The organism is Lysinibacillus sp. FN11 (assembly GCF_024628845.1).
GTDB lineage: Bacteria > Bacillota > Bacilli > Bacillales_A > Planococcaceae > Lysinibacillus > Lysinibacillus capsici.
Map to the genome: position 1 here is coordinate 4,353,974 of NZ_CP102383.1, position 13,664 is coordinate 4,367,637.

13 protein-coding genes, 1 tRNA gene and 1 other RNA gene are annotated in these 13,664 nt (G+C 37.6%); 11 read left to right on the forward strand and 4 right to left on the reverse strand.

The window, feature by feature from the left end; all coding sequences use genetic code 11:
• The first annotated feature begins 46 nt into the window (after positions 1-46).
• The 6 genes from NP781_RS22825 to NP781_RS22850 all read left to right on the forward strand — a co-directional run bounded on the left by NP781_RS22825 (position 47) and on the right by NP781_RS22850 (position 6,345).
• A complete protein-coding gene (locus NP781_RS22825; RefSeq protein WP_221683465.1) occupies positions 47-2,458 on the forward strand; it encodes a heavy metal translocating P-type ATPase in 2,412 nt (803 codons plus the stop codon).
• Between the two features lie 198 nt (positions 2,459-2,656).
• Positions 2,657-3,292, forward strand: coding sequence for a deoxynucleoside kinase (locus tag NP781_RS22830; protein WP_269897540.1), 636 nt, complete (start codon positions 2,657-2,659; stop codon positions 3,290-3,292).
• Positions 3,292-3,960: a deoxynucleoside kinase gene (locus NP781_RS22835; RefSeq protein ID WP_004233968.1), complete on the forward strand. Its 669-nt coding sequence runs from the start codon at positions 3,292-3,294 to the stop codon at positions 3,958-3,960. Before NP781_RS22830 ends, NP781_RS22835 begins: the two co-directional genes overlap by 1 nt.
• A 77-nt stretch (positions 3,961-4,037) precedes the next feature.
• A complete protein-coding gene (locus NP781_RS22840) occupies positions 4,038-4,577 on the forward strand; it encodes an LOG family protein (protein WP_369580771.1) in 540 nt (179 codons plus the stop codon).
• A 139-nt stretch (positions 4,578-4,716) separates the two neighbouring features.
• A complete protein-coding gene (locus NP781_RS22845; protein WP_257520900.1) occupies positions 4,717-5,625 on the forward strand; it encodes a methyl-accepting chemotaxis protein in 909 nt (302 codons plus the stop codon).
• A 99-nt stretch (positions 5,626-5,724) separates the two neighbouring features.
• Positions 5,725-6,345: an RraA family protein gene (locus NP781_RS22850; RefSeq protein ID WP_115674562.1), complete on the forward strand. Its 621-nt coding sequence runs from the start codon at positions 5,725-5,727 to the stop codon at positions 6,343-6,345.
• A 46-nt stretch (positions 6,346-6,391) separates the two neighbouring features.
• Here NP781_RS22850 and NP781_RS22855 read toward each other — a convergent pair whose 3' ends face one another.
• From NP781_RS22855 to NP781_RS22870, 4 genes are all read right to left on the reverse strand, one after another.
• A complete protein-coding gene (locus NP781_RS22855; protein WP_221683471.1) occupies positions 6,392-7,666 on the reverse strand; it encodes a cation:dicarboxylate symporter family transporter in 1,275 nt (424 codons plus the stop codon).
• A gap of 92 nt (positions 7,667-7,758) precedes the next feature.
• Complete coding sequence (locus NP781_RS22860) at positions 7,759-8,637, reverse strand: response regulator (RefSeq protein ID WP_048391012.1); 879 nt, start codon at positions 8,635-8,637, stop codon at positions 7,759-7,761.
• Positions 8,638-9,897, reverse strand: a complete 1,260-nt coding sequence (locus NP781_RS22865; RefSeq protein ID WP_257520901.1) for a sensor histidine kinase — start codon at positions 9,895-9,897, stop codon at positions 8,638-8,640.
• 127 nt (positions 9,898-10,024) lie between these two features.
• A tRNA-Ser gene (locus tag NP781_RS22870) sits at positions 10,025-10,117 on the reverse strand.
• Between the two features lie 168 nt (positions 10,118-10,285).
• Here NP781_RS22870 and ffs point away from each other — a divergent pair.
• From ffs to NP781_RS22895, 5 genes are all read left to right on the forward strand, one after another.
• Positions 10,286-10,553: signal recognition particle sRNA large type (gene ffs / locus NP781_RS22875), an RNA gene on the forward strand.
• Positions 10,554-10,694: 141 nt separating this feature from the next.
• A complete protein-coding gene (gene dnaX / locus NP781_RS22880) occupies positions 10,695-12,479 on the forward strand; it encodes a DNA polymerase III subunit gamma/tau (RefSeq protein WP_221683475.1) in 1,785 nt (594 codons plus the stop codon).
• Between the two features lie 20 nt (positions 12,480-12,499).
• Positions 12,500-12,814 carry a YbaB/EbfC family nucleoid-associated protein gene (locus tag NP781_RS22885; RefSeq protein ID WP_004233957.1) on the forward strand — a complete coding sequence of 105 codons (315 nt, stop codon included), beginning with the start codon at positions 12,500-12,502 and terminating at the stop codon, positions 12,812-12,814.
• A gap of 11 nt (positions 12,815-12,825) precedes the next feature.
• On the forward strand, positions 12,826-13,422 hold the full coding sequence (gene recR / locus NP781_RS22890) for a recombination mediator RecR (RefSeq protein WP_221683476.1): 597 nt from the start codon (positions 12,826-12,828) through the stop codon (positions 13,420-13,422).
• A 13-nt stretch (positions 13,423-13,435) separates the two neighbouring features.
• Complete coding sequence (locus tag NP781_RS22895; RefSeq protein WP_004233954.1) at positions 13,436-13,651, forward strand: YaaL family protein; 216 nt, start codon at positions 13,436-13,438, stop codon at positions 13,649-13,651.
• The last annotated feature ends 13 nt before the right edge of the window (positions 13,652-13,664 follow it).

A 13,664-nucleotide genomic window follows, 5' to 3' on the forward strand; every position in this document is an offset into this window, starting at 1 on the left:
TCAAAATTATATACCCCCTGTTGGTATAAGGAGAGGTGAATGGTAAATGAGTTCTGCTAGTAAAGAAGCTAATTTGCAAATTACGGGTATGACATGTGCAGCCTGTGCCACTCGTATAGAAAAAGGTTTAAATAAAATGGATGGTGTAGAACATGCAACAGTAAATTTAGCACTAGAAAAATCATCTATTAAATATGACCCAACTAAACTAAGTGAAGCAGATTTTGAAAAGAAAATAGAAGCACTTGGCTATGGTGTTGTTAAACAAAAAGCTGAACTTGATATTACAGGTATGACATGTGCAGCCTGTGCGACTCGCATTGAAAAAGGGCTAAATAAACTAAGTGGTATTTCCTCTGCTAATGTCAACTTAGCACTGGAAAAAGCGATGATTGAGTTTAATCCTTCGGAAGTATCCATCGCAGATATCATTACAAAAGTTGAAAAGCTAGGCTATGGGGCACATCAAAAGGCAGATGAGCAGGAAACAGTGGATCATCGTGAAAAAGCTATCAAACAGCAACAACATAAATTTATTTTATCAGCTATACTTTCTTTACCACTGCTTTGGACGATGGTTGGTCATTTTTCCTTTACGTCATTTTTATATGTTCCAGAATTTCTAATGAATCCATGGGTCCAAATGGTATTGGCTACGCCAGTGCAATTTATTATTGGTAAACAATTTTATGTAGGGGCATATAAAGCATTACGCAATGGTAGTGCAAATATGGATGTGCTTGTTGTTATGGGGACATCAGCGGCCTATTTCTATAGTGTCTATCAAGCGATTGTAACGATAGGATCACATCATGGACCACATCTTTATTTTGAAACGAGTGCTGTATTAATTACACTTATTTTATTAGGTAAATTATTTGAGGCAAAGGCAAAAGGACGTTCATCTGAAGCCATAAAAAAACTAATGGGACTTCAGGCAAAGACAGCTATCGTTGTACGTGACGGTATAGAAAAGGAGGTCCCATTAGAAGAAGTTATCATTGGCGATGTTATTTTAGTGAAACCAGGTGAAAAAATTCCTGTAGATGGTGAGGTAATAGAGGGGACAACAGCTGTTGATGAATCGATGCTAACAGGAGAAAGTCTACCAGTTGATAAAAAGCAAGGTGATCTATTATTTGGCTCAACTATTAACAAAAATGGTTTTATTAAAATGACTGCAACAAAGGTTGGACGTGATACAGCATTAGCACAAATTATTAAAGTGGTGGAAGATGCTCAAGGATCGAAAGCACCTATTCAACGTTTAGCAGATCAGATTTCGGGGATTTTCGTACCTATTGTTGTTGGCATAGCCATTGTAACCTTTTTAATTTGGATTATTTGGGTCCATCCAGGGGAATTTACACCTGCTTTAGAGGTATTAATCGCAGTTCTTGTCATTGCTTGTCCATGTGCACTTGGGTTAGCAACACCAACTTCAATAATGGCAGGTTCTGGACGTGCAGCTGAGTTTGGTATTTTATTTAAAGGTGGAGAACATTTAGAGCAAACACAAGGCATAGATACAGTTGTTGTAGATAAAACAGGAACAGTGACACATGGAAAACCTGAGCTTACAGATGTACTGTTAGCGCCAGAGCAAGATGAAGCACGCTTTTTATCCTTAATCGGGGCAGCAGAGAAGCAGTCAGAGCATCCCCTAGCAGAAGCCATTGTTCAAGGCATAGAAAAACGCGGCATAGCTTTAGGTGACGTTCAATTCTTTGAAGCAATACCGGGTTATGGTGTGCAGGCAACTGTCTCAGGTCAAGGTGTTATCATTGGCACACGTAAATTAATGCAACAATATGGTATTCGTATTAATGATATTTTACCAACAATGGAGCAACTAGAACGAAACGGTAAGACAGCCATGTTGGCAGCCATCAATGGGCAATATGCAGGTTTAGTAGCTGTGGCTGATACCGTGAAAGATACATCAAAAGAAGCTATTCGTCGTTTACAGGATATGGGTATTACGGTCATCATGATGACTGGTGATAACGAGCGTACTGCTCAAGCAATTGGAACAGAGGTAGGCGTGAATCATGTTATTGCAGAAGTCTTACCAGAAGGTAAAGCTGATGAAGTGAAAAAACTTCAAGCCCAAGGGAAAAAAGTAGCGATGGTTGGTGATGGTATTAATGACGCACCTGCCTTAGCAACAGCGAATATTGGGATGGCAATTGGTACAGGGACAGATGTGGCAATGGAAGCTGCAGATATTACGCTTATTCGTGGAGATTTAAATAGTATCGCGGATGCCATTCTAATGAGTAGAAAAACAATGCGTAATATTAAACAAAATCTATTTTGGGCATTTGCTTATAATACATTAGGTATTCCAATTGCTGCACTCGGTCTTCTTGCTCCATGGGTAGCAGGCGCAGCGATGGCCTTTAGTTCAGTTTCGGTCGTATTAAATGCACTTCGTTTACAACGAGTGAAATTATAAATAGGTATAAAGGCATCGGGAAGTAGATTCTCGATGTCTTTTTTCTATGTCATCATGAGAAGAATACCCCAAGTAAATTTACTAGAACAATAGGTTGATTCTGTTTTTCATTTTCCTACTATGATAAAATGAAAGGTACTGATTCATTTTAGGTAGGACACAATGATCGAATCCATAGAACAAAAGGAGGAGCTTCTGGTGACGGTTCCATTTGTTACGGTAGAAGGTCCGATTGGTGTTGGTAAAACCTCTTTATCGAAAGAGATAGCAGCGACATTTAATTACCATCTATTAAAAGAAATTGTAGACGAAAACCCTTTTTTAAATAAGTTTTATGAAAACATTGAGGAGTGGAGTTTCCAAACGGAAATGTTCTTCCTTTGTAATCGCTATAAGCAACTAACCGATATTAAAAAATTTCGTTTAGCACATGCCAAACCTGTTGTAGCAGACTATCATATTTTTAAAAATTTAATATTTGCGAAGCGTACATTGGCATCAACTGAATACGAGAAGTATGAGGAGATCTATAGAATTTTAACGAAAGACATGCCTGTTCCAAATGTAGTGGTTTATTTACATGCCAGCGTTGAGACATTAATGAAGCGTATCGCCATGCGAGGGCGAGAGTTTGAAAAGATGATTTCACGTGATTACATGGAGCAGCTTGTGGCCGACTATCATTCTTTTATCGAGCATTTTGAGAGCATGCATCCCGAAATTCCAGTTATTCGATTTAATGGAGATCAGCTTGATTTTGTAAAAAACCCCAATGATTTAAATCATGTTTTAAAAATAATTAAAGATACGTTACAACAAAGGAGTTTGCAATAATGAATTTAAGAGAGAAGTACGATATTCCACCACAAACGGTTATTACGATTGCTGGTACTGTTGGGGTAGGAAAATCGACGATGACAAAGGCTTTAGCAGAGGCACTGAACTTTCGTACCTCGTTCGAGAAAGTAGACACAAATCCATACCTTGATAAATTTTATGAGGACTTTGAAAAATGGAGCTTTCATTTACAGGTCTACTTTTTAGCAGAGCGTTTTAAAGAACAGAAGCGTATTTTTGAATATGGTGGAGGATTTGTACAAGATCGTTCTATTTATGAGGATACTGGCATTTTTGCTAAGATGCATTATGATAAAGGAACAATGAGCCCAACAGATTATGAGACTTATACAAATTTGTTTGATGCAATGGTGATGACACCTTATTTCCCACATCCAGATTTGCTTGTTTATCTTGAAGGACCTATTGATGCAGTTATTGGGCGTATTCAAGAGCGTGGACGTACAATGGAGCAACAAACTCCGAATGATTATTGGATAGAAATGCATGAACGCTATGAAAATTGGATAAATAATTTTAATTCTTGTCCAGTTCTACGTTTAGATATTAATGATTATGATTTATTAAAAAATCCTGATGCCATTGAATCAATTGTAAGCCGTATCAGTCATATGCTAAAACAAACAAGCCATTTACGAAAATAAAAGTAAAATAAATGACCAAAAAACGTGAGACAATATATAGCCGATTGTTTCACGTTTTTTGAATAGGAGGGATTATTATAAGAATCGCAGTGTATTGTGGATCCGGTTTGGGTAAAAGCCCTATTTATGCAGAGAAAGCGGCTGAGCTTGGTACAGCACTGGCAAAAAACGGTCACGGGGTTGTCTATGGTGGTTCTAAAACAGGCCTAATGGGGAAGGTAGCCGATGCTGTTTTAGCAGCTGGAGGAGAAGTGATTGGTGTGATGCCAACACATTTACAAAAGCGTGAATTGGCCCATGCCTCATTAACAGAAATTCATATTGTAGACTCTATGCATATTCGTAAAGCTAAAATGGCCGAGTTAGCAGATGCTTTTATTGCTCTTCCAGGTGGAGCAGGGACTTTAGATGAATATTTTGAGGTATTTACTTGGGCTCAGATTGGACTTCATACAAAACCTGTTATTTTATATAATGTCCATGGATTCTATGATGCACTTCTACAGCATTTTAAAACAATGCTAGAGGAAGGCTTTATACGTGCAGAGCAAAAGAAGTTCTTGCGTGTAGCGGCTACCTCTGAAGGGATTTTACGTTTATTAAAAAAACATGGATGAACATTCTCCATGTTTTTTTATCTTGATGCAGCAGGTGCACTAACATCCGCTGCAATTACACTGAGGCATAATTAATGTAATATAAAAGTAAAATAATTAAATTTTAAGTAAAAAATTAGTAATGAATGGGGTGTTCTTTATGCATAGTGTAGAGGCTCAAGTAACCGATGATTTAGTAGTACAGGCTATTGAACGCAATATAGCCATTATCCGCTTCGATATGGATAGAAGAGTGGCGTATGTCAATGAACTATTTGCTCAAACATTAGGCTATACAGTGCAGGAAATGCTAGGAAAACATCATAAAGACTTTTGTTTGCCTGATTTCGTTAATAGTATGGAGTACGATAAATTTTGGCGCAACCTAACGGCAGGAAACAGCTATCAGGACAAAATAGAAAGAATTGATGCTAGAGGTAATATAATTTGGCTGGAAGCAACATATATGCCTGTCTTCGCAAATAATACAAGAAAAGTAATAGGTGTATCCAAAATAGCTACCAATATCACTGAACGACAAGATGAGATAGTTAGTGTTGCCGACAAGTTGAAGGGCATGTCTAATAAGCTTTACCAGCGTTCAGAGGCGGGCATTCAAAATAGCCAAGATCTACTAGAAACCATTAAAGTGGTTTCAAAGGAATCAAATGAAAATGTAAGTAATCTTGTGCAGCTTCAGAAACAAGCAGATTCTATTAAAGGGATTGTCAAAACTATACAAGAAATTGCCTCACAAACTAATTTATTGGCATTAAATGCAGCTATTGAAGCAGCTAGGGCTGGAGAATATGGTAGAGGTTTTGATGTAGTGGCGAAAGAGGTACGTAAGCTTTCTGTAAGAGTTGAACAATCTATTTCAGAAGTGAAGGATAATGTGGAGGGCATTGAGCGAGAAATTGGTCAGGTGACTGATAGTATTAAAAAAATAGCAGAAAAAATAGATAAAACAAATGAACAAATTACTGTCACAGCAAAAGACTTTAGTGAAATAGCGTCTGCTGCTGAAGCCTTAGACGAGCAATCAAGGCAATTTATTGAAATTATTTAATTCTAATAATGACTACTATTTTCGAGATATATTGAAATAGGATATATTTTTTATTTACAATACTAGTGTAAGTCATTAATCATAATAGGGGTGTTATGTATGACAAAAGTGGAAGTAAGCTTTCAGCATTTACCAACAACAGCTATTTCAGATGCAACAGGCGGGCATACCAATGTGCGAAGTGATATTAAGCCGTTAGCAGACCATTTTAAAGTTGCTGGGCGAGCTGTAACAGTACGTTTACCAGATGGTGAAAATGGGGCAGTTTTGGAAGCGATTAGGGCTGCAAATGAAGGGGATATTTTAGTAATTGATGCAAAAGGAAATACAAACCGAGCTGTTGCTGGAGATTTTGTGATCTCCTTAGCAAAAGGGATAGGTGTACAAGGTTTTGTTGTGGATGGTGTAATCCGTGATATTGCAGCAATTCGCGAATTAAATTTCCCTGTATTTTCGTTGGGCACTACTGTAGCAGCAGGCAATAAAAACGGCGGTGGTCAAGTAAATGTACCGATCGCCATTGGAGGAGTTACGGTTCATCCTGGTGATTATATTATTGGGGATGTGGATGGTGTAATTGTTGTGCCACAGCAAGATGCTGAAAAAATCGTTGTAGCGGCAGAGGCTAAGCTTGAAAAAGATGAAAAACGCGCTCAAGAAGCACATGCCAATGGAAAAGAATCAATTATCGCTTATTTAGATAAAGTGTTAGCAAAATAAAAAAACCCTCACGATGCCATCCAACATCGTGAGGGTTTTTTTAAAATTACGCTAGGTTTTCATTTTCATTAAAGTAATTTTTCATCTTTTCTCGATCGAAACGGCCTTCCCACTTAGCCATTACTAATGACGCTAATGAGTTACCAATTACGTTAACAACTGTACGTCCCATATCAAGAATACGGTCAATACCAGCAATGAAGGCTAGTCCCTCAAGTGGAATACCTACAGTACCTAAAGTTGCTAGAAGTACTACGAATGATACCCCTGGAACACCTGCAATACCTTTAGATGTAACCATTAATACAAGCATTAACGTAATTTGTTCACCAATGCTTAGGTGAATACCGTACATTTGAGCAATAAATAATGCTGCAATGGCTTGATATAGTGTTGACCCATCTAAGTTAAAAGAGTAACCGGTCGGTATAACAAAAGATACAATATCCTTTGGCGCCCCTAATTTCTCCATTTTCATCATAACACGTGGTAATACAGCTTCAGAACTTGCTGTTGAGAAGGCTAAAATTAGCTCATCTTTTAATACTTTAATTAAATAGAAGATGCTGATCCCTGCGAATTTTGCCACAAGTCCAAGAACGACAAAGATAAAGAATAGCATGGTTGCATAAACAAGAATTGCCAATTTGGCAAGTGGAACCAGTGAAGCAAACCCATATTTGGAAACGGTTACACCAATTAAACCAAATACCCCTAGTGGAGCGAATTTCATTACGAGGTTTGTTACCCAGAACATAGCATCTGCTACCCCTTGGAAGAAGTCTAAGACTGGTTTCCCTCGATCACCTACTGCAGCAACCCCTAAACCGAAAATAACTGAGAAGAAGATAATTGCTAGCATATTACCTTCAGCCATTGACTGAATAATATTTGTTGGGACAATGCCTACAATGATATCAAATGGTCCTTCATGCTGTACTTCCTCAGTTGTTGATACATACTTCGAAATATCCCCTTGAGATAATTCATTCATGTTAATACCTGCACCAGGTTGGAAAATGTTTGCAGAAAGTAATCCAACTACGATTGCAACTGTAGTAATAATCTCAAAGTAAATTATTGATTTCCCGCCTAATCGTCCAAGTTGCTTCATATCTCCAGTACCAGCAACACCAACGATTAATGTCGAAATAATAATCGGTACAACAATCATCTTAATAAGATGTAAAAATATATCCCCTAATGGTTGTAGATATGTCTCAATTTTGGGGTTTCCGTAAAAGATACCACCAACAATGATCCCTAAAATCAAACCGATTAAAATCTGAGCGGCTAAACTGACTTTAAATTTCTTTTTCAAATCCTTTGTACCTCCCCTAATATTAAATTTTTAGGACACGCCTTACTTTAATAATACGGAGGACTTATGGAATCCGACAAAATCCGAGAAAATTAATTTACTTTTGTTAAAATGTCTGAATATAACACTTGAATAAACTTCTTAATATTTACCTTTGCTTTACGATTATCGTGATCTTCAATCTGTGTCATGAGCTGACGAATTTCTTTAAAATCAAAATAGCGAGGGGCATAGTACTCGAATTCTGAGTTTGTGTAATCAACAACCCCTAAATTAGCAAGATTAATCATGGCAGCTAATATTGTACGACGCACACGCTGCTCGATGGCCTTACTCTCTTTTAAAATTTCATCTGGCGTAGCCTTGGTCACAGCTGCAATTTCTTCATAAAGCTCCTTTAATGGAGGAAGGGGTGCAATCTTGTGCTGGTGAGCAAGTAATGTTTCTATAATGGCAATGATATCCTCACTACCAATTTCCCCGACAATCCCCATATCATTCAAAATAGATTGAATATGGTCTCGTGATGTAGCTTTATGAGTCTTTTGTTCACTTAACTCAATGTTTGTAAGTGATTGACGTATCACTAATAGTGAATTTTTAAGTCGAAATTGTTCAGTTGTTTTTTTTAAAACATTTTCAACTTCAATACGATTGATTGGTTTATGAATGAAGAAATCAATTCCTTGCTCATAGGCTTCGCCAACCATTTCCTTATTCACTACCTGTGAAATCATAATAAATTGTCCCTCGAAACGATTTTGCATAAGTTGTTCCACAGTTGCTATACCATCAAGCTTAGGCATCAGTAAATCAATAAGTACAAACTCTGGCTGTGTCATTAAAATTTGCGGAATGGCATCTTCACCATTTCGAGCCTCACCAATAACTGTTCCTAACCCGCTATCTTCAATAATTTGCTTTAACATAACACGACTTGCACGATCATCATCTACAATAAAATACCTCATTTAAGTCTCTCCCGTTTGAATAGTTTGCGTAGGAATTATGATTTTAAACGTTGTGTATTGATTGTTTGATTCAACGGTTATTGAGCCTTTTAATTTTTCTACTAGTTCAGCAACATGCGAAAGCCCAATGCCAGTTGCTGCAACACCATCAACATTGAATTTAGTGGTGTATCCAGGTTCAAAAATAACAGAAATATCTGCTTGGGAAATCCCTTGTCCATTATCACATACGGTTATTACAGTATTATCCTCTTGGCGCTCAATAGCAATAGAAATGATCCCTTGCTTTTCAATAGCCTCAACAGCATTGGCTGATAAATTATTTAATAGAGCAAGGAGTGCAATATGATCTTTCGTTTGAAAATCAAAGTCTATACATGTATGAAATTGTATTTCCTTACCAAGTAATTCTGCATATTTCCTATTACCTTCTTCAATATAATGCAATAATTCAGATAATACAAAAGGGCCAAAGCTCTTTTCCCCGACAATCTTTGAAATACCAGCATATATCCGTTGAGAATCCTTTTTCACTTCATGGATTTCCTGGGCAATATGAAGTGCTTGTAAACTTTCCGCTCGAAAACCTAGCGTCTTTAACTGACGATATAATTCATAACCACTACCTGTAATTGTTTCAATATGATTCATTGACTTTTTTAAATATAGTGTCTCCACATAGAGATCAGATCCAATATTCAGCATTTCTTGTACCCGCTTTTTTTGTTCAGCTATCAAAATAGAGCTGTAAATCCCTACTACAAAAAAGCTTCGTAATAATGCTACCGCTAATAGGATCAAGAGATCATGGAGAAATAAAAAAGTATATGTTTGGACAAAAAATCGGAAAATTTGTTCAGCTAAATTACTGATGACCTCACTAAAAGCAACGAGTAAACCAAGTTTTAGTGGCTTTTCTCTGTATTGTTGAATATCTAAAATTTGCAGGCATACTGCAAACAATACATAAAATAAACCGGCTGGTAAATGGTTAAATATACTCTCGGCAATCAGAACATCATGTAATGTCGAATTAATAACCCGAAAAATAGTTGTCACAATACCGGTAGCTACACCTGCTAAAATAATTGGTGTAGGTTTAATTAATGTGCATAAAAAGAAGACAATTGTTCCTAAACCAAAACGGAAAGTTGTATTAGCAAAAGGCATAATTTTAATTTCACTACCTATTGCGGTCATAACAGCAATAATGAAAATCCAAGTAAGGGAAGCACGCGTCATAAGTAATTTCGATTGCAATTCAACAACCTCCCATCATTGATATAATAAAAAATACCACAACCGAGGCGGAAGTGGTATCTAACAAGTAATACATACAATTTAGGCAAAAAAAAAACGGCTACATTCGTAGTCGGAAATTTAAAACTGGAGGAGGTAGAGGGATTCGAACCCCCGCGCGGTGTTACCCGCCTGTCGGTTTTCAAGACCGATCCCTTCAGCCAGACTTGGGTATACCTCCATGTTATATTGCTTTACTGTCTTATCGACAAAAATAAATTTATCATAACTAGAAACGAACGTCAAGATAATTTTTGAAAAAATATATAATGTTTAAATCGTCACTTAGAAATAAATAATTTGTGCATTAAGTTGCATTTTATACAAACAGTCAGTATACTAGTTATTGCCGTGCTAGGTGGGAAGGTAGCGGTGTCCTGTAACTCGCAATCCGCTCTAGCGAGACTGAATTCCTTTTTCGAGGCTGTCCGTATTGTTTGGTCTGCCTTTTGCACGTAGTGTTGACGATTGGGTCCTGCGCAATGGATACCCATGAACCATGTCAGGTCCGGAAGGAAGCAGCATTAAGTGGTCTTATTCATGTGCCGCGGGGTTGCCTAATCTGAGCTAACGACAAGAGTAACGCTTATGTGCGGCTGTCAAGGAAAGGTGCACGGCATTAAATTGCCAATTCAAAGCATCCGTCTATTATAGGCGGATGCTTTTTTATTTTAAATTTAGCAACTTCATTTTCTATATAATGCAGCAAATGCTATAATAAAACTATTCAATTAAATGGAGAAGGAGAGAGGAAATCAGTGACGTATCAAGCATTTTACCGTGTGTATAGACCGCAATCTTTTCGAGAAATGTCTGGTCAAACACATGTCAAAAGAACGCTACAAAATGCTCTCCTAGCAAATAAAACAACACATGCTTACTTGTTTTCTGGGCCCCGTGGTACAGGGAAAACAAGTACTGCTAAAATCTTTGCGAAGGCCTTGAATTGTGAACATGCACCATCGAAAGAGCCGTGTAATGAATGTGCTACATGCATAAGTATTACAGATGGTTCTCATCCAGATGTAATTGAATTTGATGCAGCCTCAAATTCACGTGTTGAAGAGATAAGGGATATCATAGAAAAGGTGCGTTTTGCTCCTGCAAGCAGTAGATATAAGGTGTACATCATAGACGAAGTGCATATGCTTTCTACAAGTGCTTTTAACGCTCTTTTAAAAACGTTGGAAGAACCACCTCCTCATGCCGTGTTTATTTTAGCAACTACAGAGCCTCATAAATTGCCTGCTACGATCATTTCTCGTTGTCAGCGCTTTGATTTTAAACGACTTTCTACTAATGATATTATTGAACGTATGAAAGTTGTTTTAGAAGATATTGACTTACCATACGAAGAACAAGGTTTAAAGGTGATTGCACAATCAGCCGCAGGGGGAATGCGTGATGCTTTAAGCTTATTGGACCAAGTTGTGTCTTTTAGTGGCGAAAAATTAAAACTTGAGGATACGTTGTTAGTTACAGGTTCTATTAGTCAGGATGTTTTTTATGATCTAGCGGAGGCACTCAAAGTAAAAGATGTTGCGCAAATGCTTACCCTTTTAGAGCAACTTATAGCTGACGGTAAGGACCCTTTGCGACTCTCAGAGGATTTAATTACATTTTTCCGCGATTTATTATTACTTCAAACAAGTGATGATTTAGCTGAACTTTTAGAGCTTGTATCTCCTGAGGAACGTGTATTCACTTTAGCGCACGAGTTTGCACCAAATATGCTTTATGGATATATTGATATACTTGCAAAGACACAGCAAGAGATGCGTTTCTCTCACCATACCAAAATTTATTTAGAGACGGCTTTGCTTAAAATGGTACAGTTTTCAGGAGGGATAGCCCATCAGACGGTGACTACAAATGAAATGGGAGAAAACCCTGATCTCACTCAAAAAATTGTAGCTCTTGAACAACTGGTTCAGCAACTATCCTTACAACTGCAAACGGGGACACCTATGCAAACGACGACAGCACAAAAAGAGCAACGGCCTCGAGCTAAAAGCCCGAATGGTTATAAAGCACCTACAGGTCGTATTCAGGAAGTGCTGAAAGATGCAACAAAGCAGGATGTGCAACGTATTAAGTCCATTTGGGCACAAGCCTTAAGTCAAATGCAAAAATCACAATCGGCTCTTTTAGCAGAAGCCGAACCTGTTGCGGCATCTTCAAGTGCTTTTGTGTTAAAATTCAAGTATGATATTCATTGTCAGATGGTTGCCGACAACCAGTCTTTAAAGGCTCACTTTACACAATTAATTGCAGGGCAAACTGGTACAATGTACGAGATGCTATGTATACCAGAAGAATCGTGGTTAAAAATGCGTGAAGAGTTTATTCGTGATCATGGTCTGCAGCAAAAGAAATCACAGACTGAATCAGAGCATGGAGAAGAATTATTAGAGCCACCACCGGCAGAAATGCCAGAAGAACCATTTATCGATGATGCCCAACCTCTTGCTTCACAAGACCCACTTGTAACAGAGGCTGAAAAGCTCTTTGGTAAAGATTTTGTTGAAATTATTGAAGATTAAATTTTTAGGAGGAAACATTTATGCGTGGAATGGGAAATATGCAAGGTATGATGAAAAAAATGCAAAAAATGCAAAAGGAAATGATGGAGGCTCAAGAAGCTCTAAATGCTGAGCAATTTGAAGGTGTTGCAGGCGGCGGTATGGTGAAAGTAACAGTTTCTGGTCAGCGTGAAGTAGTTTCAGTAAATCTAGATGAATCTGTAGTAGACCCAGAAGATATCGAAATGCTACAAGACCTAATTGTTATTGCAACAAATGAAGCGTTGAAAAAAGTAGAAGAAAAAACAAACTCAACAATGGGTAAATTCACGCAAGGCTTAAACCTTCCATTCTAGGAGGTATTCATATGTACTACCCAGAACCAATATCTAAATTGATCGATAGTTTTATGAAATTGCCAGGTATCGGGCCGAAAACTGCGGCTCGTCTGGCGTTTTTTGTGTTAACAATGAAGGAAGACGATGTATTATCTTTCTCTAAAGCACTAATTGATGCTAAACGAAACCTAAGCTACTGTTCTATTTGTGGCAATATAACGGATGTAGATCCTTGTCACATATGTACAGATAAGCAGCGAGATCATTCTATTATTTGTGTTGTACAAGATACAAAAGATGTGATTGCAATGGAAAAAATGCGTGACTACAACGGTATGTACCATGTACTTCAAGGAGCTATTTCACCAATGGATGGTATTGGTCCAGAAGACATTAATGTTGCTTCTTTGCTAGTGCGCTTGCAAGATGAAAGTGTCCAAGAACTTATTTTAGCTACAAATTCAACAATCGAGGGTGAGGCAACCGCTATGTATATTTCTCGCCTTGTCAAACCGTCAGGCATTCGTACAACTCGTATTGCTCATGGATTGCCAGTAGGTGGAGATCTAGAATACGCAGATGAGGTTACGCTGTCTAAAGCAATGGAAGGCCGACGCGAGTTATGAGTGAGGGATTAGTATGTTCTTCCGTAGTAAAGGGAAATTAAAAAAGGAATTTGATGATAAGCTTGTGAATCTGATTAAAGAAACAAAAGAGGATTTACAGCAGGCAAAGATAATAGAAGAATTAATGGATGATTATGACCTAGGTGTAATTGCTCAACGCAAAACAGCAGAAAGTATTCATTTCTATTTGTTTAAGGAAGCTAGAATTCGTAAGGTATTAATAAAATAGTTCTTTGTAAAAT